The sequence below is a fragment of the Streptococcus suis genome (genome assembly GCA_022354845.1).
GTDB lineage: Bacteria > Bacillota > Bacilli > Lactobacillales > Streptococcaceae > Streptococcus > Streptococcus suis_AA.
Window position 1 is genome coordinate 1 of the sequence record CP031970.1, and the last position, 21,589, is coordinate 21,589.

Genomic DNA, 21,589 nt, shown 5'->3' on the forward strand with positions numbered 1-21,589 from the left:
ATGAATCAAGAACAACGTTTTTGGCATCGTTTTTTAGAATTGGTGCAATCAAATTTTAAACCGTCTGTATATGACTTTTACGTTGCTGATGCAAAACTACTGACTATTCAATATCAGACTGCCAAAATATTTCTGAATCGTGATTTCAAAAAAGAATTTTGGGAAAAGAATTTTGAAGAATTAATGGTAGCTGCAAGTTTTGAAGTATACGGTGAACCTATTACGATTCTGTACCAGTTTACTGAAGAAACTACACAATATACTCCTCAGAGTGGGGCAATACAACCAATAGAAAATAGCATAGCTGAGGCTGCACCTGCTGAAATTCTTCCTACTGTTCATCCTGATATTAAACCTAAATATACATTTGAAAACTTTGTGCAAGGAGACAATAATCAATGGGCAAAAGCAGCCGCACTGGCTGTCTCTGACAATCTGGGAGGCTTGTACAATCCATTATTTATTTTTGGAGGCCCAGGACTCGGTAAGACACATATTTTGAATGCAATTGGAAATAAGGTATTAAGTGATAACCCTCACGCGCGAATTAAGTATGTCTCTTCGGAAACCTTTATCAATGACTTTTTAAAACATCTGCAATTAAACGATATGGATAGTTTTAAGAAGACCTATCGGAATCTAGATTTGCTACTCATTGATGACATTCAATCATTGAAAAATAAAGCCTCTACGCAAGAAGAGTTTTTCAATACATTTAATGCACTCCACACCCAAGATAAACAAATTGTATTGACAAGTGACAGAAACCCTGATTTCTTAGATAACATTGAAGAGCGCTTGGTAACACGTTTTAAATGGGGATTAACAAGTGAAATAACTCCGCCAGATTACGAAACGCGAATTGCGATTCTACGAAATAAATGTGATGAATCGCCCTATACATTCACCAATGAGACACTCTCTTATCTAGCAGGACAATTTGATTCCAACGTTCGTGATTTAGAAGGAGCATTGAAAGATATTAATCTTTTGGCCTCCATGCGAAATCTTTCTGAAATTACCGTTGAAGTTGCAGCAGAGGCTATTCGTTCTAGAAAACAAACAAGTCCTCAAAACCTAGTCATACCAATTGAAAAAATTCAAAATGAGGTAAGCAATTTTTACGGTGTTAGTGTAAAAGAATTGAAGGCCTCTAAACGAGTGCAACATATTGTTCACGCGCGCCAGGTGGCTATGTATCTAGCAAGAGAATTGACCGATAACTCTCTTCCAAAAATAGGAAAAGAATTTGGTAATAGAGACCATACAACTGTCATGCATGCCTACAATAAAATAAAATCTCTCTTGTTAGATGACGATAATTTAGAAATAGAGATAACTGCTATAAAAAATAAAATCCGCTAAGTTGTGGATAACTTCTATCAAAACCCGCTAAGTTATCCACAATTTGTGAACAAGTAGAAATCCTTGATTTATCTATAGTTTTTAAAGTTATCCACACTTTTCACAGAACCTACTATTACTATTAACCTTATAGATACTAAATAAAGGAGAATCCATGATTCAATTTTCAATAAATAAAACTATTTTTTTACAAGCATTGAATGTTACTAAAAGAGCTATTAGTAGTAAGAATGCTATTCCAATTCTTTCAACTGTTAAAATTTCAGTAACAAGTGAAGGAATTACTTTAACAGGTTCAAATGGACAAATTTCAATTGAACACTATATTTCAACTCAGGATGAAAATGCTGGTTTATTAATCTCTTCACCAGGTTCTATTCTTTTAGAAGCTGGATTCTTCATCAATGTTGTTTCTAGCATGCCGGATCTAGTATTAGATTTCGCTGAGATTGAACAAAAGCAAATTGTTTTAACCAGTGGAAAATCTGAAATCACTTTAAAAGGGAAAGATTCTGAGCAATATCCTCGTTTACAGGAAGTTCCTACCTCAAAACCTCTGATATTAGAAACAAGTACACTTAGACAAACCATCAATGAAACAGCCTTTGCGGCCTCTACCCAGGAAAGTCGTCCAATTTTGACCGGTGTTCACTTTGTTCTGACAGAACATAAGAATCTAAAAACAGTAGCAACAGACTCGCACCGAATGAGTCAACGTAAACTAGAATTAGACACATCAGGAGATGACTTTGATGTTGTAATCCCAAGTCGATCCCTTCGTGAATTTACAGCTGTCTTTACAGATGATATTGAGACAGTAGAAGTATTCTTCTCCAATAATCAAATTCTATTTAGAAGTGAATCAATTAGCTTCTATACTCGGCTATTAGAAGGAACATATCCAGATACTGATCGTTTGATTCCAGTAGAATATAAAACAACAGTTGTTTTTAATACTGCTTCCTTACGCCACTCTATGGAACGCGCACGCTTACTGTCAAATGCTACTCAAAATGGTACTGTAAAACTAGAGATTACCAATAGCATAGTTTCTGCCCACGTAAATTCGCCAGAAGTTGGACGGGTGAATGAAGAATTAGACACTGTCGAAGTATTAGGTGAGGACTTAGTAATCAGCTTTAACCCAACTTATTTGATTGAAGCTTTGAAAGCTACAACTAGTGAACAAGTGAAAATTAGCTTCATTTCTTCAGTTCGACCATTTACCTTGGTGCCAAATAATGATGGTGAAGACTTTATTCAATTGATAACCCCAGTTCGCACAAACTAATATGAACAAGAACGGCCAAATAGGCCGTTTTTATGTTATACTAAAAAAATAATACTCTGTAATAATGAATGTGACTAGTGATGGGAAATAGATGACTTTATATATCTTAGCAAATCCGAATGCAGGTAGCCATACTACCAATAGCATCGTATCAAGCATTAAGGATAATTATCCGCAATTTACAATAAAAGAGTTTATGACTGTAGAGCCAGGGGACGAAAAAAATCAAATAGAGGCCATTTTAAGAGAATTTTCGTACAGAAAAGATCATTTTATCATCATTGGTGGAGATGGTACTTTATCAAAGTCTCTTACTTTTTGGCCTGTAGAATTACCTTTTGCTTACTTTCCGACCGGATCTGGGAATGATTTTGCAAAAGCTGTGAATATCAAAAATTTATCTACAGTTATAGACTCAATCCTAGAGGGAAAAAGACAAAGCATATATGTTTTACAGAGTTCTTTTGGAACAGTTGTGAATAGCATGGATATTGGTTTTGCAGCACAAGTAATCAATAGTTCTACAGATTCAGCTTTAAAAAGAATGTTAAATAAAATAAAATTAGGCAAATTAACTTACTTATTTTTTGGTATCAAAACCCTATTTTCAAAGCAATCCATTAATATAGAAGTGATTCTTGACGGAAAATCCTATCCATTAGACAATCTCTTTTTTCTTTCGATAGCCAACAGTAGTTATTTTGGTGGTGGAATTATGATTTGGCCAACAGCAAGTGCTAAAAAGAAAGAAATTGATCTTGTTTACTTTGAGAATGGTTCGTTTTTTCAACGACTTCAGTCATTGTTATCTATGGTTTTGAAAAAGCATGAATTATCACCAACTATTCGTCATCTAACAGGTTTACACGTAGTACTTAAATCAAATGAAAAACTATTATTACAGATGGATGGAGAGATTACTACAGCAAACGAAGTAAGTTTAATCTATCAAGAAAGAAGTATGTATCTTTAAGGAGGAAGTATGTATCAATTAGGATCCTTTGTCGAAATGAAAAAGCCTCATGCCTGTGTCATCAAATCGACCGGCAAGAAGGCCAATAAGTGGGAAGTAATTCGTCTAGGAGCGGATATTAAAATCCGCTGCAACAACTGTGACCATGTAGTGATGATGAGCCGGCATGATTTTGAGAAAAAAATGAAGAAAGTTCTGCCAAGCGAAGGCTAGTTGACAACTTGCAACCGTTGGTTGCGGGAGTTTCTGAAGTGTTGCTAGTAAACTATTTATACCTAAGTTATACTAAACTTAGAAATCAGGAGGAAAAAAATGACTCAATTAGCACAACAAATTCGAACTTTACGCACAGCCAAGAATCTATCCCAAGATGGACTGGCAGAGAAACTCTATATTTCCCGTCAGGCTGTTTCCAAGTGGGAAAATGGCGAAGCAACGCCAGATATTGATAAACTAGTCCAGCTGGCAGAAATCTTTGGTGTCAGTTTAGATTATCTGGTTTTGGGAAAAGAGCCTGAGAAGGAAATTGTGGTGGAACAAAAAGGAAAAATGAATGCTTGGGAATTCTTATCTGAATATTGGTGGGTTGTTATACCAATCATGATTTTTGCATTTGGTTTATTTGCAGGTGCAATGAAAGTTATTCAAATGTTTGGTTAATTTTTTGAATCCTGTCATTTGGCAGGATTTTTATTTACTTTTCTGCTATAATAGTAATGATTGAATTTTTAATTGGAGAGTAATAAACATGGCTTTAACAGCAGGAATCGTAGGTTTACCTAACGTAGGTAAATCAACCTTATTTAATGCAATTACAAAGGCAGGAGCGGAAGCAGCAAACTACCCGTTTGCAACAATTGATCCGAACGTTGGTATGGTGGAAGTACCTGATGAGCGGTTACAAAAATTGACCGAAATCATTACCCCTAAAAAAACAGTGCCAACTACTTTTGAATTTACCGATATTGCTGGTATCGTCAAAGGTGCTTCAAAAGGTGAAGGGCTTGGAAATAAATTCTTGGCCAATATCCGTGAGGTGGATGCAATCGTTCACGTTGTCCGTGCTTTTGATGATGAAAATGTCATGCGTGAACAAGGCCGTGAAGATGCATTTGTGGATCCAATCGCAGATATTGATACCATTAACCTAGAATTGATTTTGGCGGACCTAGAGAGCATCAACAAGCGTTATGCCCGTGTTGAAAAAATGGCCCGTACTCAAAAAGACAAGGATTCTGTAGCAGAATTTACGGTTCTTGAAAAAATTAAGCCAGTTTTAGAAGATGGAAAATCTGCCCGTACCGTATCATTTACTGATGAGGAACAAAAGATTGTGAAACAGTTGTTCCTTTTGACTACTAAGCCAGTACTCTACGTAGCCAATGTTGATGAGGATAAGGTAGCTAATCCAGACTCTATCGCATATGTCCAACAAATTCGTGATTTTGCTGCGACAGAAAATGCAGAAGTGGTGGTGATTTCTGCGCGTGCAGAAGAAGAAATTTCAGAACTAGATGATGAAGATAAGGGTGAGTTTTTGGAAGCTCTTGGTTTAACAGAATCTGGCGTGGACAAATTAACCCGTGCAGCCTACCACTTACTTGGATTAGGTACTTACTTTACAGCAGGAGAGAAGGAAGTACGTGCATGGACTTTCAAACGGGGGATTAAAGCACCTCAAGCTGCAGGTATTATTCACTCAGACTTTGAAAAAGGCTTTATCAGAGCAGTAACCATGTCCTATGATGATTTAATCAAGTATGGTAGCGAAAAGGCTGTAAAGGAAGCTGGACGTCTTCGTGAAGAAGGAAAAGAATATGTCGTTCAAGATGGTGACATCATGGAGTTCCGTTTTAATGTCTGATAGCCAACAATTCCCATTCTCTAATGCTGTATTTACAAAGTGCTTAGGTAGAGGAATTGATATAAAAAGAGTTCGTAGAATAATAGGCCTAGTATTCGGTTGGGAAGTATTTTCCAGCCTTTTGGTATTTCTAATTGTTTAGTTTGTTTTTAGCACTAGGCATCGAACTATTTGCAGTACTAGAGTACAGCAAAGTGAGTGGGAAAGAACTTGACCAGGTCAAAAAGAGTACCCCCTCACTTCCAAATATGTAGGTTCGGGTAGGTTCGGGCTTCTATGGTCACCTTCTAATTTTACGGTGACCAGCTGAAACAGTTTCCCAAACAAGCCTCGCTTTTATTTTTTTAGCTCGGGTTAAAACAGTCACTTCCCTGACTGTTTTAATCCACCCCACTGGACTATTTTGACACAAACTTCGTTTGTTTTATTTCCTACCACTAACAATCTCCCAGATTGTTAGAGCAATCAACCACTGCGCTGAGATGTTGACACGAACTCTGAGAAATGGTCCTGGGCTTGAGTCTAGCCTCATCTGGAAATAAGGAAACGGTTCAATGAAGTAATAAAAGATAAACTAAATGACAATAAGGAGGATAAATGACACGATTGATTATTGGTCTAGGGAATCCAGGAGACCGTTATTTTGAAACCAAGCATAATGTTGGTTTTATGCTTATTGATAAAATTGCTAAGCGTGAAAATGTAACCTTTACCCACGATAAGATTTTTCAAGCTGATATTGCAACAACTTTCATTGATGGAGAAAAAATCTTTTTAGTTAAACCAACTACGTTTATGAATGAGTCAGGAAAAGCTGTCCATGCTCTGATGACCTACTATGGTTTAGACGAAAAAGATATTTTAGTTGCATACGATGATTTAGATATGGCTGTTGGGAAAATTCGTTTTCGCCAAAAAGGTTCTGCTGGCGGCCATAATGGAATAAAATCTATCGTTAAATATATTGGAACACAAGAATTCGATCGGATTAAAATTGGAATTGGTCGCCCTAAAGGGAAGATGAGTGTTGTCAATCATGTCTTATCAGGATTTGATGCAGAGGATCGCATTGAAATTGATTTAGCACTAGATAAACTTGACAGTGCTATCAACTTTTATTTAGAAGAAGATGATTTTGAAGCAATTATGAGAAAGTTTAACGGATAATGAATATATTAGATATTCTTCACAAGAATAAGCAACTCAACCAATGGCAGTCGGGATTGAATAAATCAACTAGGCAATTGCTGTTAGGGCTTTCTGGAACGAGTAAATCTTTAGTCATGGCTACTGCTTATGATTGTCTAGCAGAGAAAATAATGATAGTAACTGCTAGTCAGAATGAAGCTGAAAAGCTAGTAGCAGATTTAACAGCGATAATTGGCAGTGAGAATGTTTACAACTTCTTTACAGACGATAGTCCGATTGCAGAGTTTATATTTGCCTCAAAAGAACGAATTCAGTCAAGAATTGATAGCTTGAATTTTTTGACTGACACCACTCGGTCAGGAATTATTGTTGTCAGTATGGCAGCTTGTAGGGTTTTATTGCCAAATCCAGTAGCCTATAAAAATGCGAAGATTCAAATTGAAATAGGTCAAGAATTTGAAGTTGACACTCTTGTAAAGAAACTTGTTAACATTGGTTATAAGAAAGTGTCTCGTGTCTTAACACAGGGAGAATTTAGCCAACGTGGTGATATACTAGATATTTTTGATATGCAAGCAGACTCACCATATCGCTTGGAATTTTTTGGAGACGAGATTGATGGTATTCGAATTTTTGATGTGGATAGTCAAAAATCTTTAGAAAATCTAGATAAAGTCATCATTGCTCCTGCTTCAGATATCCTTTTGTCTTCGGAAGATTATAAGCGAGCGAGACAAAAAATTCAAATAGCCATTGAACATTCAAGCATAGAAGATCAGCAGTCTTATTTACGCGAAGTATTAGCAGATATGCAAGCGGAGTATAGACATCCAGACTTGCGTAAATTCTTGTCTTTTTTATATGAAAATTCATGGACCTTATTGGACTATTTACCTAAGAGTTCGCCTCTATTTTTAGATGATTTTCATAAAATTGCTGACAAACAAGCACAGTTTGAAAAAGAGGTTGCTGAATTATTGACAGATGATTTACAAAATAGTAAATCCGTGTCAAGTCTTCAGTATTTCGCATCAACGTATTCAGAATTAAGAAAATATAAACCTGCTACCTTCTTTTCGAGTTTTCAGAAGGGGTTGGGAAATTTAAAATTCGATGCACTTTATCAATTTACACAATACCCTATGCAAGAATTCTTCCACCAAATTCCACTTTTAAAGGAAGAATTGACTCGGTATGCTAAGTCAAAGAATACGGTCATTATTCAAGCAAGTTCTGAATCAAGTTTACATACTTTACAAAAAGCTTTACAAGAGTATAATATCCAACTACCATCTTATCCATCAGATAAGTTGGTAGAAGGTCAACAACAAGTTACTATTGGCCAATTTACAGCTGGGTTTCATCTGATGGATGAAAAGCTCGTTTTGATTACTGAAAAAGAGATTTTTAATAAAAAAATTAAGCGTAAGGTTCGAAAAACGAATATTTCTAATGCTGAGCGCATAAAGGACTATAGTGAGCTAGCTGTTGGTGACTATGTAGTTCACCATGTTCACGGTATTGGTCAGTATTTAGGAATTGAAACCATCGAAATTTCAGGAATTCATCGTGATTATCTGACTGTCCAATATCAAAATGCAGATCGAATTTCCATTCCAGTCGAACAAATAGATCTTCTCTCCAAATACTTAGCATCTGATGGAAAAGCTCCAAAAGTTAATAAATTAAATGATGGTCGTTTCCAGCGAACAAAACAAAAAGTTCAAAAACAAGTAGAAGATATAGCAGATGATTTAATTAAACTATATGCTGAGCGTAGCCAACTAAAAGGCTTTGCCTTTTCACCAGATGATGAGAATCAGGCTGAGTTTGACAACTACTTTACACATGTGGAAACCGACGACCAACTTCGTTCCATTGATGAAATTAAGAAGGACATGGAAAAAGACTCTCCAATGGATCGTTTATTAGTAGGAGATGTTGGTTTTGGTAAAACAGAAGTAGCTATGCGCGCCGCCTTTAAAGCTGTCAATGATGGCAAACAGGTTGCTATTCTTGTACCAACCACTGTTCTGGCCCAACAACATTATGCGACTTTCCAAGAACGGTTTGCAGAATTTCCTGTAAATGTGGATGTTATGAGTCGTTTTAAAACAAAGGCAGAGCAGGAAAAAACACTTGAGAAGTTGAAAAAAGGACAAATTGATATCCTGATTGGGACCCATCGTCTTTTATCAAAAGATGTTATTTTTGCAGATTTAGGTTTACTGGTCATTGATGAAGAGCAACGGTTCGGTGTTAAACATAAAGAACGGTTGAAAGAATTGAAAAAGAAAATTGATGTCTTAACATTGACTGCTACCCCAATTCCTCGTACTCTACAAATGTCTATGCTAGGGATAAGAGACTTATCGGTAATTGAGACTCCACCGACCAATCGGTATCCTGTTCAGACATATGTGATGGAAACAAATCCATCTGTAATTCGAGATGCAGTTCTACGAGAAATTGATCGTGGAGGTCAGGTTTACTATCTTTACAATAAAGTTGACACCATTGAACAGAAAGTATCTGAATTAAAAGAATTAGTTCCAGAAGCTACTATAGGATATGTTCATGGTCAAATGTCAGAGATCCAATTAGAAAATACTCTCTATGCCTTTGTAGAGGGTGAGTATGATATTATAGTGACCACAACAATCATCGAAACAGGTGTTGATATTCCAAATGCTAACACACTGTTTATTGAGAATGCAGATCACATGGGACTGTCAACTCTTTATCAACTTAGAGGACGTGTTGGCCGTTCCAGTCGGATTGCCTATGCCTATCTCATGTACCGTCCAGACAAGTCCTTGACAGAAGTAGCTGAAAAACGTTTGGAGGCAATCAAGGGCTTTACAGAACTAGGATCAGGTTTCAAGATTGCTATGCAGGATTTGTCTATTCGTGGTGCAGGTAATATTTTAGGTGCTGCCCAGTCAGGATTTATTGATTCTGTAGGCTATGAACTATATTCACAATTGCTAGAACAGGCTATTTTAGAAAGACAAGGCAAGGCGGCTCAGCGTCAGAAAAGCAACTCTGAGATCAACCTACAGATTGATGCTTATCTACCAAGTGACTACATTGCTGACCAACGGCAAAAAATCGAAATTTACAAACGCATCAAGAGCATTGACAGTCGTGTAAACTATCAAGAATTACAAGAAGAATTGATAGACCGTTTTGGTGAATATCCAGATGTTGTTGCATACTTACTTGAAATTGGACTTCTTAAATCTTACCTGGACCAGGTCTTTTGTTGTACGGTTTTAAAACGACAACATCAGGTGATTATCACATTTGAACCGATGGCAGGTCAAATTTTTCTAACGCAAGATTATTTCGAAGCACTTTCTTCCACTAATTTAAAAGCTCAGATAACAGAAAATAGAGGAAAGTTGGCAATTATTTTTAATGTTCAACAGAAAAAAGAATATGAGATTTTAGGAGAAATGATTTGTTTTGCTGAAAAGTTGCAAGAAATAAAGGCTAGAAAGGCAGAATAAATTTCTCAATTGAACGAAAAAATGGTAGAATATTTACTTGAGGTAAAGGTATGAGACTAGATAAATATTTAAAAGTTTCTCGCATTATCAAGCGTCGAACAGTTGCAAAAGAAGTAGCTGATAAGGGAAGAATAAAAGTCAATGGCATTTTAGCAAAATCTTCAACAGATTTGAAAATGAATGATCAGATTGAAATCCAATTCGGCAATAAACTACTCACTGTTAAAGTACTTGAAATGAAAGATTCTACAAAAAAAGAAGATGCACTGAAAATGTATGAAATAATCAGTGAAAAAAGGATAGAAACAGATGAAAAAATCTAACATCCTCCAACTGAATAATTCGTTTATTCAGTCAGAACGCCAAAAAAATCAACATTTTCACGAAGAACGACAACGAAAAAATCGTTTTATGGGAGCCATACTTGTTTTAGTCATTTTTTTGTTTATATTGCCTACTTACAACTTAGTTCAAAGCTATGGTAAGTTGCAAGAAAATGAAAAGAAATTGGTTGAATTAGAAACACGGTATGAAGAATTAGTCGATGTTGAAAAGCAAGAATCTCAATTGGTAACCAAATTAAAAGATGAAGATTATGCTACCAAATATGTTCGAGCAAAATATCAATACTCCAAAGAAGGGGAATTTGTCTACAATATTCCGGGGTTACCGAATGACTGAGTCTATTTTACAAATTGTGGAGCAATTTTTACAGCATTCTGACGAAAAATTAGAAGAATTATCGCAAAAAAATAGGGAACTGAAGCTAGAAGAAAAGGAAACATAGAATAGAGAGGAAAGGAGGGAATATGCAGAAAAAACTGATCGTATGGTTGTTACCAATTTTATTTGGATGGCAAGTGGTTGATAGTACTGAAATACCGTTTGAACTCACAGCGCAAGAAGAATATGAATTAACGCAAACTGTTTATGATCAGTATTTTCAAACAATCCCTCAAAATCCAAATGTTTTTCAAACTGAAAGTATCTATTCTGATGTAAACTTGACTCAGGTAAGTGGACAAATAAAACCAAATCAAGATTTTTCTATCACAGGAGTAGCAATCAATGAAAGGAAAGAGTTAGTGTATCAATTAGATAATACTCACTATATTCTTGCAAGTAAACAGCTACTCTTTGATGATACGATTGTGACCGAATCCACTGTAGAACAAACTTATTGGCTTAAACAAGGATTTACTGTATTGTCCTCCCCAATTTCTAATCAAGCAAAGGAATTGAAAACAGACTTGCGGGCCTATCAAGCAATTACCATTTCTAAAATTGCGACAACTGCCATTGGAGACTTTGCCTATATCAGTGATAAAGGCTGGATTTCACTAAAAGATTTATCAGAAAAAGACAATAGAATGGAAGCTGTTCAAGCATTACTGAGTAGCAACTATTCAAAAAATAATATAGGAATTTATGTAAAAGATTTAACAACTGAAACGGAAGCAGGTATCAATCAAGACAAGATATTTTATTCTGCAAGTATTGCTAAGCTCCCTATTTTATACTATGTCCAAGAGCAACTGAATGCTGGTCAAGTTGCTTTGAACACTACAGTTAAATATACAGCAGAATCAATCTCATTTAATGGGGCATATAAAGTTTCTGGTAGTGGTTCCTTATCAAAAATACCCGATAACAAAGACTACACCATTGAGGAATTAATTAATAAAACAGCTAAAGAGTCAGATAATGTAGCAAGTAATTTACTTTCATATTATATAGCAAATAAATTTGATGATGATTTTTATCAAGTGACGACTGCTGTAACAGGTAGTAGATGGGATATGGTTTCACGTGAAACATCAGCTCAAGTTGCAGGAAAAATGATGGAAGCCTTATATGAACAAAATGGCTATGTCATAGAAAGTTTATTATCTACCCAATTTGATAACCAACGCATTTCGAAAGACATTCCAGTCCCAGTTGCTCATAAGATTGGTGATGCAGATGATGTGAAACATGATGTGGCAATTGTATATGCAGAATCTCCTTTTGTTTTATCCATCTTTACGGATAAATCAAGCTATGATGAGATTACTCAAATCGCAAATGATATTTATGGTATATTAAAATAAATGAAAAATAAATTTTTAAAAGTGACACAGGAAGGTCACTTTTTTGATAAACACAAGAAAGTATTAGTGGCCGTATCAGGTGGTTTAGATTCTATGAATCTATTTCATCTCTTGTACGAATACAGCAAAGAATTAGGAATTGAACTTGGACTTGCCCATGTCAACCATGGACAAAGAGAGGAATCTGTTACTGAGGAAAAATATCTCAAACAGTTAGCAAAAGATTGTGAAGTACCTTTCTATTTATCCCGCTTTGAAGGAATATTTTCAGAAGAAGCAGCACGTAAATGGCGCTATACATTTTTTGCGGAAGTTATGGAGAAAGAGGGATACACTGCTCTAGTCACAGCCCATCATGCTGATGATCAAGCCGAGACGGTGTTGATGCGTTTGATAAGAGGGAGTCGACTGCGCCACCTATCTGCCATTAAGTCTATTCAACCCTTTGCCTCAGGTGAGCTTATCCGACCACTACTATCTTTCCATAAAACCGAGTTTGAAGACTTATTTCACTTTGAAGATAGTAGTAATACAGATTTGGGATATTTTCGAAATAGAGTCAGAAATAACTACATTCCACAGTTAAAACAAGAAAATCCTAAAATTGATGTGGCACTCAATCATCTAGCAGATGATACCAATTACATCTATCAAGCATTACGAGACTTAACAAAGGATATATCAACAACTGACTTGGTAAGTTTTCAACAACAGACACCTGCGGTTCAACGCGTCTTAGTTGAAGAGTATTTAGATAATTTTCCTGATTTACAACTCTCTCGTTCTCAGTTCGAGCAATTGATACATATATTACAATCGAATAAGAACTATTATCATATATTAAAAAATGACTATGTACTAGAGAAAAACTATCAGAATTTTCGTATCTATAAAATAGGACCAGAGACGTATAGCCAACAGAAAAAAATCGTGATAAAATCAGAAGGTATTTTTTCATATGATTCTTATATTTTTTCTCTGAACCACCCCTTAAAAGATGCGGATTGGGTAATTTATTTTCCAACAGATGAACCAATTTTATTAAGAGGAAGACAAGCAGGAGATACTATCCTAGTAAATGGTATCACTAAAAAACTGCGTCGCTGGTTTATTGACCATAAAATTCCACAAAAAATTAGACAGGAGGCTATTATCATCGAACAATCGGATAAAATATACGGAATTGTAAAACTAGTGACTAGTGATTTGAGTAAATTTGCAAAGAATGATATAATTAAGGCTACCTTATATATAAAAATGAAAGAGTAGAACAACTATGTTGGACAAAGATATAAAGAAAATTCTTATTTCAGAAGAAGAGATATTCGAAAAAAGTAAAGAACTCGGACAAATTATTGCGAAAGAATATGCTGATAAGAAGCCACTTCTCGTTGGTATTTTGAAAGGTTCTATTCCTTTTATGGCAGAACTTATCAAACATATTGATGCCCATATTGAAACAGACTATATGGTTGTTTCAAGTTACCATGGTGGTACTGAAAGTAGTGGGACAGTTAAAATTGTCAAAGACTTAGACAATAGTGTTGCTGGTCGTCATATTATTTTTGTAGAAGATATCATTGATACTGGTCGCACACTGAAAGAATTAAAAGAACTCTTTGCGTTGCGACAAGCTGCATCAATTAAAATTGCTACACTTCTAGATAAACCTGAAGGTCGTGTTGTAGAAATAGAACCAGACTATACTTGTTTCACCATTCCAAATGAATTTGTAGTAGGGTTTGGATTAGATTATGACGAAAATTACCGTAACCTTCCTTATGTTGGTGTACTCAAAGAGGAAGTTTATACAAAATAGAAAAAGGTTTCCTATAATATTATGAACAATCAACCAAATAAAGGATTTATAAAAAATCCTTTTCTCATTATTCTCGTTATAGCGACCTTGGTTACAGCTTTTCAATTTTTTAATGCTGATCAACAGGTTGCAACACAAGAAATTAGCTATTCACAAGTCATTACGGAATTAAAAAATGACAATGTATCTGAAATTACATATCAACCTGATTCAAGTGTCATCGAAATAACAGGTACATATAAAGAAGAACAAGAAGCTAATGATGAACTCGCATCTTCTATCAAATTATTCCAAGTCTCTAGTACAATTAAATATAAAAACTTTAAGGCTCTAATACTTCCATCTGAAACAAGTTTGTCAGAATTACAAACACTTGCGGGTGAAAATGGTGTTAAAGTTACAGTTAAACCAGAGAGTACAAATGGCTTATGGTTTAGTATCTTGATAAATCTTGTTCCACTCATTATTTTTGGTGTATTTTTCATGATGATGATGAACCAAGGTGGCGGTGGAGCACGCGGAGCAATGAACTTTGGTCGAAACAAAGCTAAAGCTCTAGAACAAAGCAATATAAAAGTACGTTTCTCAGACGTCGCAGGTGCAGAAGAAGAAAAACAAGAACTGGTAGAAGTTGTTGAATTCTTGAAAGATCCTAAACGTTTCACGAAATTAGGTGCTCGTATTCCTGCCGGCGTCCTTTTAGAGGGCCCTCCGGGAACAGGTAAAACACTACTTGCTAAAGCTGTGGCTGGTGAAGCCGGTGTACCATTCTTTTCTATTTCAGGTTCTGATTTTGTTGAAATGTTTGTTGGTGTTGGTGCTAGTCGTGTACGTTCACTTTTTGAAGATGCTAAAAAAGTAGCCCCAGCCATTATTTTCATCGATGAAATTGATGCCGTTGGTCGCCAACGTGGCGTCGGCATGGGTGGCGGTAATGATGAACGCGAACAAACTCTTAACCAACTCTTGATTGAAATGGATGGTTTTGAAGGAAACGAAGGAATTATTGTTATTGCTGCAACAAACCGTAGTGATGTACTTGATCCAGCTTTGCTTCGTCCAGGGCGTTTTGACCGTAAAGTATTGGTTGGCCGTCCAGATGTTAAAGGTCGCGAAGCTATTCTTAAGGTTCATGCTAAAAATAAACCACTTGCAGCAGACGTTGATTTAAAATTAGTAGCACAACAAACACCAGGTTTTGTTGGAGCTGATTTAGAGAATGTTCTAAACGAAGCTGCACTTGTTGCAGCTCGACGAAATAAAACGATTATTGATGCATCTGATATTGATGAAGCAGAAGATCGTGTCATTGCAGGTCCATCTAAGAAAGATCGTAAGGTGTCTGCTAAAGAACGTGAATTAGTTGCCTATCATGAAGCGGGACACACTATTGTAGGTCTTGTTTTATCAAACGCTCGTGAGGTACATAAAGTAACTATCGTCCCACGTGGTCGTGCAGGAGGTTACATGATTGCACTACCTAAGGAAGACCAAATGCTTCTTTCAAAAGATGATATGAAAGAACAATTGGCAGGCCTTATGGGTGGACGTGTAGCAGAAGAAATTATCTTCAATACACAGACCACAGGAGCGTCAAACGACTTCGAACAAGCAACGCAGATGGCGCGTGCAATGGTTGCAGAGTATGGTATGAGTGAAAAAATGGGTCCAATGCAGTATGAAGGGAACCATGCAATGTTTGGTGGTCAAACCACTCAGAAATATATTTCAGAACGGACTGCTTATGAATTAGATAATGAAGTCAGAGACTTATTAAATGAAGCTCGAAACAAAGCAGCAGATATTATCCAGTCAAACCGTGAAACGCATAAACTCATCGCTGAGGCATTGCTCAAATATGAAACACTTGACAGTGTCCAAATAAAATCACTCTATGAAACAGGCAAAATGCCTGAGCATACCGAACATGGTGAGGACGATGTCCATCCACTTTCATACGATGAGATAAAAAATAAAATGAATGATCAGTAATAAAATAATTCAAAATATAAATGATTGTTCAAAATAAATTCCCATAGCGCTCGTGATTAAGAGCGCTATGTTTGGTATTTAGAGAAATATACAAAGAAACTTCTCTTAGATATTAGTACAAAAATGAATGAAAATACAGTTGAAAATATAGTATGAAAAAAAACGAAAAAAGTTTGAAAAAGTAGTTGACAATGATGGATAAGATTTGATAGAATAATTGAGTTGTCTCGCAAGACTAGTCAGCTTAAAAAAACGAAAAAGTTTAAAAAAGCAGTTGACAATAGTAAGTGAAGATGATAGAATAATTGAGTTGTCTCTTGAGGGCGATTGATACAAAGGGAACGAAAAAAGTTTCAAAAAAGTATTGACAAGACCTTGAAAAAGTGATATACTAATATAGTTGTCGCAAGGACGTGACAACGACAAGACCTTTGAAAATTAAAGAAGACGAACCAAACGTGCAGGGTGATTTATCTAAGGATAAATCGTCAATGACAAAACAAAAAACAATAAAACGGAAAGCTAGCAATAGCTTGAGTTTGAATCAAAACTTTTAATGAGAGTTTGATCCTGGCTCAGGACGAACGCTGGCGGCGTGCCTAATACATGCAAGTGGAACGCATGATTGATACCGGAGCTTGCTCCACCATTAATCATGAGTCGCGAACGGGTGAGTAACGCGTAGGTAACCTACCTCATAGCGGGGGATAACTATTGGAAACGATAGCTAATACCGCATAACAGTATTTATCACATGGTAAATGCTTGAAAGGAGCAATTGCTTCACTATGAGATGGACCTGCGTTGTATTAGCTAGTTGGTGGGGTAACGGCTCACCAAGGCATCGATACATAGCCGACCTGAGAGGGTGATCGGCCACACTGGGACTGAGACACGGCCCAGACTCCTACGGGAGGCAGCAGTAGGGAATCTTCGGCAATGGGGGGAACCCTGACCGAGCAACGCCGCGTGAGTGAAGAAGGTTTTCGGATCGTAAAGCTCTGTTGTAAGAGAAGAACGTGTGTGAGAGTGGAAAATTCACACAGTGACGGTAACTTACCAGAAAGGGACGGCTAACTACGTGCCAGCAGCCGCGGTAATACGTAGGTCCCGAGCGTTGTCCGGATTTATTGGGCGTAAAGCGAGCGCAGGCGGTTTGATAAGTCTGAAGTAAAAGGCTGTGGCTTAACCATAGTATGCTTTGGAAACTGTCAAACTTGAGTGCAGAAGGGGAGAGTGGAATTCCATGTGTAGCGGTGAAATGCGTAGATATATGGAGGAACACCGGTGGCGAAAGCGGCTCTCTGGTCTGTAACTGACGCTGAGGCTCGAAAGCGTGGGGAGCGAACAGGATTAGATACCCTGGTAGTCCACGCCGTAAACGATGAGTGCTAGGTGTTGGGTCCTTTCCGGGACTCAGTGCCGCAGCTAACGCATTAAGCACTCCGCCTGGGGAGTACGACCGCAAGGTTGAAACTCAAAGGAATTGACGGGGGCCCGCACAAGCGGTGGAGCATGTGGTTTAATTCGAAGCAACGCGAAGAACCTTACCAGGTCTTGACATCCCAGTGACCGTCCTAGAGATAGGATTTTTCTTCGGAACACTGGAGACAGGTGGTGCATGGTTGTCGTCAGCTCGTGTCGTGAGATGTTGGGTTAAGTCCCGCAACGAGCGCAACCCCTATTGTTAGTTGCCATCATTCAGTTGGGCACTCTAGCGAGACTGCCGGTAATAAACCGGAGGAAGGTGGGGATGACGTCAAATCATCATGCCCCTTATGACCTGGGCTACACACGTGCTACAATGGCTGGTACAACGAGTCGCAAGTCGGTGACGACAAGCTAATCTCTTAAAGCCAGTCTCAGTTCGGATTGTAGGCTGCAACTCGCCTACATGAAGTCGGAATCGCTAGTAATCGCGGATCAGCACGCCGCGGTGAATACGTTCCCGGGCCTTGTACACACCGCCCGTCACACCACGAGAGTTTGTAACACCCGAAGTCGGTGAGGTAACCATTTGGAGCCAGCCGCCTAAGGTGGGATAGATGATTGGGGTGAAGTCGTAACAAGGTAGCCGTATCGGAAGGTGCGGCTGGATCACCTCCTTTCTAAGGAAAAGGAACCTGTACGTTAGTCTTCTTTAATTTTGAGAGGTTTTGTTAAGAAAAGACCACAAATGTGGGGCCTTAGCTCAGCTGGGAGAGCGCCTGCTTTGCACGCAGGAGGTCAGCGGTTCGATCCCGCTAGGCTCCATTAGGATAGAAATCCTACTAAACTGAATAACAGTGAAGTTGAATTCACGACTAACTTCTTAGGAAAATAGATCATCTTCCTTGTGTGCAAGACACACATTGTCAGATTCCTAATTTTCTACAGAAGTTTCGCAGAAGCGACCGTCGTTCATATCCTAAACTTGTCCATTGAAAATTGAATATCTATCAAACAATCCTTATGTATTTGAAAAGATACATAAAGAAATAGTAACAAGAAAATAAACCGAAAACGCTGTGAATATTTAATGAGTTTTCTAATTTTTGAAAAAATTAGGTTAATAAGGTTAAGTTAATAAGGGCGCACGGTGGATGCCTTGGCACTAGAAGCCGAAGAAGGACGTGACTAACGACGAAATGCCTTGGGGAGCTGTAAGTAAGCAATGATCCAGGGGTGTCCGAATGGGGGAACCCGGCAGGTAAAGCCTGTCACTCACTACTGTTAAGGTAGTGAAGAGGAAGACGCAGTGAACTGAAACATCTAAGTAGCTGCAGGAAGAGAAAGCAAAAGCGATTGCCTTAGTAGCGGCGAGCGAAACGGCAGGAGGGCAAACCGAGGAGTTTACTCCTCGGGGTTGTAGGACTGCAAAGTGGACTTAAAGAGTATAGAAGAACTACCTGGGAAGGTAGGCCAAAGAGAGTAACAGCCTCGTATTTGAAATAGTCTTTATACCTAGCAGTATCCTGAGTACGGCGAGACACGCGAAATCTCGTCGGAATCTGGGAGGACCATCTCCCAACCCTAAATACTCTCTAGTGACCGATAGTGAACCAGTACCGTGAGGGAAAGGTGAAAAGAACCCCGGAAGGGGAGTGAAATAGAACCTGAAACCGTGTGCCTACAACAAGTTCGAGCCCGTTAATGGGTGAGAGCGTGCCTTTTGTAGAATGAACCGGCGAGTTACGATATGATGCGAGGTTAAGTTGAAGAGACGGAGCCGTAGGGAAACCGAGTCTTAATAGGGCGAATTAGTATTATGTCGTAGACCCGAAACCATGTGACCTACCCATGAGCAGGTTGAAGGTGCGGTAAGACGCACTGGAGGACCGAACCAGGGCACGTTGAAAAGTGCTTGGATGACTTGTGGGTAGCGGAGAAATTCCAAACGAACTTGGAGATAGCTGGTTCTCTCCGAAATAGCTTTAGGGCTAGCGTCGACATTGAGAATCTTGGAGGTAGAGCACTGTTTGGATGAGGGGGCCATCTCGGTTTACTGATTTCAGATAAACTCCGAATGCCAATGATTTATGGTCGGCAGTCAGACTGCGAGTGCTAAGATCCGTAGTCGAAAGGGAAACAGCCCAGACCACCAGCTAAGGTCCCAAAATAATTGTTAAGTGGAAAAGGATGTGGGGTTGCACAGACAACTAGGATGTTAGCTTAGAAGCAGCTATTCATTCAAAGAGTGCGTAATAGCTCACTAGTCGAGTGACCCTGCGCCGAAAATGTACCGGGGCTAAAACAATTTACCGAAGCTGTGGATAACACGAAAGTGTTATGGTAGGAGAGCGTTCTATGTGTGAAGAAGGTATACCGTGAGGAGTGCTGGAACGCATAGAAGTGAGAATGCCGGTATGAGTAGCGCAAGATGGGTGAGAATCCCATCCACCGTAAGACTAAGGTTTCCAGGGGAAGGCTCGTCCGCCCTGGGTTAGTCGGGACCTAAGGAGAGACCGAAAGGTGTATCCGATGGACAACAGGTTGATATTCCTGTACTAGTGTATATAGTGATGGAGGGACGCAGTAGGCTAACTAAAGCGGGCGAATGGAAGAGCCCGTCTAAGCAGTGAGGTGTGATATGAGTCAAATGCTTGTATCTGTAACATTGAGCTGTGATGGGGAGCGAAATTAAGTAGCGAAGTTAGTGACGTCACACTGCCAAGAAAAGCTTCTAGCGATAAGTATACACTACCCGTACCGCAAACCGACACAGGTAGTCGAGGCGAGTAGCCTCAGGTGAGCGAGAGAACTCTCGTTAAGGAACTCGGCAAAATGACCCCGTAACTTCGGGAGAAGGGGTGCTGACTTTTAGTCAGCCGCAGTGAATAGGCCCAAGCAACTGTTTATCAAAAACACAGCTCTCTGCTAAATCGTAAGATGATGTATAGGGGGTGACGCCTGCCCGGTGCTGGAAGGTTAAGAGGAGGGTTTAGCGTAAGCGAAGATCTGAATTGAAGCCCCAGTAAACGGCGGCCGTAACTATAACGGTCCTAAGGTAGCGAAATTCCTTGTCGGGTAAGTTCCGACCCGCACGAAAGGCGTAATGATTTGGGCACTGTCTCAACGAGAGACTCGGTGAAATTTTAGTACCTGTGAAGATGCAGGTTACCCGCGACAGGACGGAAAGACCCCATGGAGCTTTACTGCAGTTTGATATTGAGTATCTGTACCACATGTACAGGATAGGTAGGAGCCTATGAAATCGGGACGCCAGTTTCGATTGAGGCGCTGTTGGGATACTACCCTTGTGTTATGGCTACTCTAACCCGGTAGGTTAATCATCTACGGAGACAGTGTCTGACGGGCAGTTTGACTGGGGCGGTCGCCTCCTAAAAGGTAACGGAGGCGCCCAAAGGTTCCCTCAGAATGGTTGGAAATCATTCGCAGAGTGTAAAGGTATAAGGGAGCTTGACTGCGAGAGCTACAACTCGAGCAGGGACGAAAGTCGGGCTTAGTGATCCGGTGGTTCCGTATGGAAGGGCCATCGCTCAACGGATAAAAGCTACCCTGGGGATAACAGGCTTATCTCCCCCAAGAGTTCACATCGACGGGGAGGTTTGGCACCTCGATGTCGGCTCGTCGCATCCTGGGGCTGTAGTCGGTCCCAAGGGTTGGGCTGTTCGCCCATTAAAGCGGCACGCGAGCTGGGTTCAGAACGTCGTGAGACAGTTCGGTCCCTATCCGTCGCGGGCGTAGGAAATTTGAGAGGATCTGCTCCTAGTACGAGAGGACCAGAGTGGACTTACCGCTGGTGTACCAGTTGTCTCGCCAGAGGCATCGCTGGGTAGCTATGTAGGGAAGGGATAAACGCTGAAAGCATCTAAGTGTGAAGCCCACCTCAAGATGAGATTTCCCATAACATTAAGTTAGTAAGAGCCCTGAGAGAAGATCAGGTAGATAGGTTGGAAGTGTAAGTGTGGCGACACATGTAGCGGACCAATACTAATCGCTCGAGGACTTATCCAAGAATAAGTAAAGAGAACGTAAAGAAAAGCGTATGATTTATCTAAATCAGTAGCTTTTTAGTTCGAGTACAAATACTC

15 protein-coding genes, 1 tRNA gene and 2 rRNA genes are annotated in these 21,589 nt (G+C 38.9%); all 18 read left to right on the plus strand.

Features of this window, described 5'->3' with window-relative positions:
* The 18 genes from dnaA to D2A30_00090 all read left to right on the plus strand — a co-directional run bounded on the left by dnaA (position 1) and on the right by D2A30_00090 (position 21,513).
* Positions 1–1,365 carry a chromosomal replication initiator protein DnaA gene (gene dnaA, locus D2A30_00005; GenBank protein ULL20142.1) on the plus strand — a complete coding sequence of 455 codons (1,365 nt, stop codon included), beginning with the start codon at positions 1–3 and terminating at the stop codon, positions 1,363–1,365.
* A gap of 154 nt (positions 1,366–1,519) precedes the next feature.
* Positions 1,520–2,656 (plus strand): DNA polymerase III subunit beta, encoded by a 1,137-nt coding sequence (locus tag D2A30_00010; GenBank protein ULL20143.1) that lies wholly within the window; start codon positions 1,520–1,522, stop codon positions 2,654–2,656.
* Between the two features lie 91 nt (positions 2,657–2,747).
* Positions 2,748–3,629, plus strand: a complete 882-nt coding sequence (locus tag D2A30_00015) for a hypothetical protein (protein ID ULL20144.1) — start codon at positions 2,748–2,750, stop codon at positions 3,627–3,629.
* A gap of 9 nt (positions 3,630–3,638) precedes the next feature.
* Positions 3,639–3,842 carry a DUF951 domain-containing protein gene (locus D2A30_00020; GenBank protein ID ULL20145.1) on the plus strand — a complete coding sequence of 68 codons (204 nt, stop codon included), beginning with the start codon at positions 3,639–3,641 and terminating at the stop codon, positions 3,840–3,842.
* A gap of 99 nt (positions 3,843–3,941) precedes the next feature.
* Positions 3,942–4,289, plus strand: a complete 348-nt coding sequence (locus D2A30_00025) for an XRE family transcriptional regulator (protein ID ULL20146.1) — start codon at positions 3,942–3,944, stop codon at positions 4,287–4,289.
* A gap of 88 nt (positions 4,290–4,377) precedes the next feature.
* Positions 4,378–5,493 carry a redox-regulated ATPase YchF gene (ychF, locus tag D2A30_00030; protein ULL20147.1) on the plus strand — a complete coding sequence of 372 codons (1,116 nt, stop codon included), beginning with the start codon at positions 4,378–4,380 and terminating at the stop codon, positions 5,491–5,493.
* A 597-nt stretch (positions 5,494–6,090) separates the two neighbouring features.
* Positions 6,091–6,660, plus strand: a complete 570-nt coding sequence (locus D2A30_00035) for an aminoacyl-tRNA hydrolase (GenBank protein ULL20148.1) — start codon at positions 6,091–6,093, stop codon at positions 6,658–6,660.
* A complete protein-coding gene (mfd, locus tag D2A30_00040; GenBank protein ID ULL20149.1) occupies positions 6,660–10,154 on the plus strand; it encodes a transcription-repair coupling factor in 3,495 nt (1,164 codons plus the stop codon). Before D2A30_00035 ends, mfd begins: the two co-directional genes overlap by 1 nt.
* A gap of 50 nt (positions 10,155–10,204) precedes the next feature.
* A complete protein-coding gene (locus D2A30_00045; GenBank protein ULL20150.1) occupies positions 10,205–10,477 on the plus strand; it encodes an RNA-binding S4 domain-containing protein in 273 nt (90 codons plus the stop codon).
* Positions 10,464–10,835: a septum formation initiator family protein gene (locus D2A30_00050; protein ID ULL20151.1), complete on the plus strand. Its 372-nt coding sequence runs from the start codon at positions 10,464–10,466 to the stop codon at positions 10,833–10,835. Before D2A30_00045 ends, D2A30_00050 begins: the two co-directional genes overlap by 14 nt.
* Positions 10,828–10,941: a hypothetical protein gene (locus D2A30_00055; GenBank protein ULL20152.1), complete on the plus strand. Its 114-nt coding sequence runs from the start codon at positions 10,828–10,830 to the stop codon at positions 10,939–10,941. The genes D2A30_00050 and D2A30_00055 overlap by 8 nt, the downstream gene beginning before the upstream one ends.
* Positions 10,942–10,963: 22 nt before the next feature.
* Positions 10,964–12,244, plus strand: a complete 1,281-nt coding sequence (locus D2A30_00060) for a serine hydrolase (protein ULL20153.1) — start codon at positions 10,964–10,966, stop codon at positions 12,242–12,244.
* On the plus strand, positions 12,245–13,513 hold the full coding sequence (gene tilS, locus D2A30_00065) for a tRNA lysidine(34) synthetase TilS (protein ULL20154.1): 1,269 nt from the start codon (positions 12,245–12,247) through the stop codon (positions 13,511–13,513).
* 7 nt (positions 13,514–13,520) lie between these two features.
* Positions 13,521–14,063 (plus strand): hypoxanthine phosphoribosyltransferase, encoded by a 543-nt coding sequence (gene hpt / locus D2A30_00070; protein ULL20155.1) that lies wholly within the window; start codon positions 13,521–13,523, stop codon positions 14,061–14,063.
* Between the two features lie 21 nt (positions 14,064–14,084).
* Complete coding sequence (locus D2A30_00075; GenBank protein ID ULL20156.1) at positions 14,085–16,055, plus strand: ATP-dependent metallopeptidase FtsH/Yme1/Tma family protein; 1,971 nt, start codon at positions 14,085–14,087, stop codon at positions 16,053–16,055.
* A 553-nt stretch (positions 16,056–16,608) separates the two neighbouring features.
* Positions 16,609–18,171, plus strand: a 16S ribosomal RNA gene (locus D2A30_00080).
* A 64-nt stretch (positions 18,172–18,235) separates the two neighbouring features.
* Positions 18,236–18,308, plus strand: a tRNA-Ala gene (locus D2A30_00085).
* 301 nt (positions 18,309–18,609) lie between these two features.
* Positions 18,610–21,513 (plus strand): 23S ribosomal RNA (locus D2A30_00090).
* Together the 16S and 23S rRNA genes with 1 tRNA gene alongside form the textbook arrangement of a ribosomal RNA operon.
* Positions 21,514–21,589: the final 76 nt, after the last annotated feature.

What these genes read in the sequence shown, in the direction of transcription:
- dnaA (ULL20142.1), top strand. Translation starts at nt 1, where the DNA reads ATGAATCAAGAACAACGTTTTTGGCATCGTTTTTTAGAATTGGTGCAA.
- D2A30_00010 (ULL20143.1), top strand. Translation starts at nt 1,520, where the DNA reads ATGATTCAATTTTCAATAAATAAAACTATTTTTTTACAAGCATTGAAT.
- D2A30_00015 (ULL20144.1), top strand. Translation starts at nt 2,748, where the DNA reads ATGACTTTATATATCTTAGCAAATCCGAATGCAGGTAGCCATACTACC.
- D2A30_00020 (ULL20145.1), top strand. Translation starts at nt 3,639, where the DNA reads ATGTATCAATTAGGATCCTTTGTCGAAATGAAAAAGCCTCATGCCTGT.
- D2A30_00025 (ULL20146.1), top strand. Translation starts at nt 3,942, where the DNA reads ATGACTCAATTAGCACAACAAATTCGAACTTTACGCACAGCCAAGAAT.
- ychF (ULL20147.1), top strand. Translation starts at nt 4,378, where the DNA reads ATGGCTTTAACAGCAGGAATCGTAGGTTTACCTAACGTAGGTAAATCA.
- D2A30_00035 (ULL20148.1), top strand. Translation starts at nt 6,091, where the DNA reads ATGACACGATTGATTATTGGTCTAGGGAATCCAGGAGACCGTTATTTT.
- mfd (ULL20149.1), top strand. Translation starts at nt 6,660, where the DNA reads ATGAATATATTAGATATTCTTCACAAGAATAAGCAACTCAACCAATGG.
- D2A30_00045 (ULL20150.1), top strand. Translation starts at nt 10,205, where the DNA reads ATGAGACTAGATAAATATTTAAAAGTTTCTCGCATTATCAAGCGTCGA.
- D2A30_00050 (ULL20151.1), top strand. Translation starts at nt 10,464, where the DNA reads ATGAAAAAATCTAACATCCTCCAACTGAATAATTCGTTTATTCAGTCA.
- D2A30_00055 (ULL20152.1), top strand. Translation starts at nt 10,828, where the DNA reads ATGACTGAGTCTATTTTACAAATTGTGGAGCAATTTTTACAGCATTCT.
- D2A30_00060 (ULL20153.1), top strand. Translation starts at nt 10,964, where the DNA reads ATGCAGAAAAAACTGATCGTATGGTTGTTACCAATTTTATTTGGATGG.
- tilS (ULL20154.1), top strand. Translation starts at nt 12,245, where the DNA reads ATGAAAAATAAATTTTTAAAAGTGACACAGGAAGGTCACTTTTTTGAT.
- hpt (ULL20155.1), top strand. Translation starts at nt 13,521, where the DNA reads ATGTTGGACAAAGATATAAAGAAAATTCTTATTTCAGAAGAAGAGATA.
- D2A30_00075 (ULL20156.1), top strand. Translation starts at nt 14,085, where the DNA reads ATGAACAATCAACCAAATAAAGGATTTATAAAAAATCCTTTTCTCATT.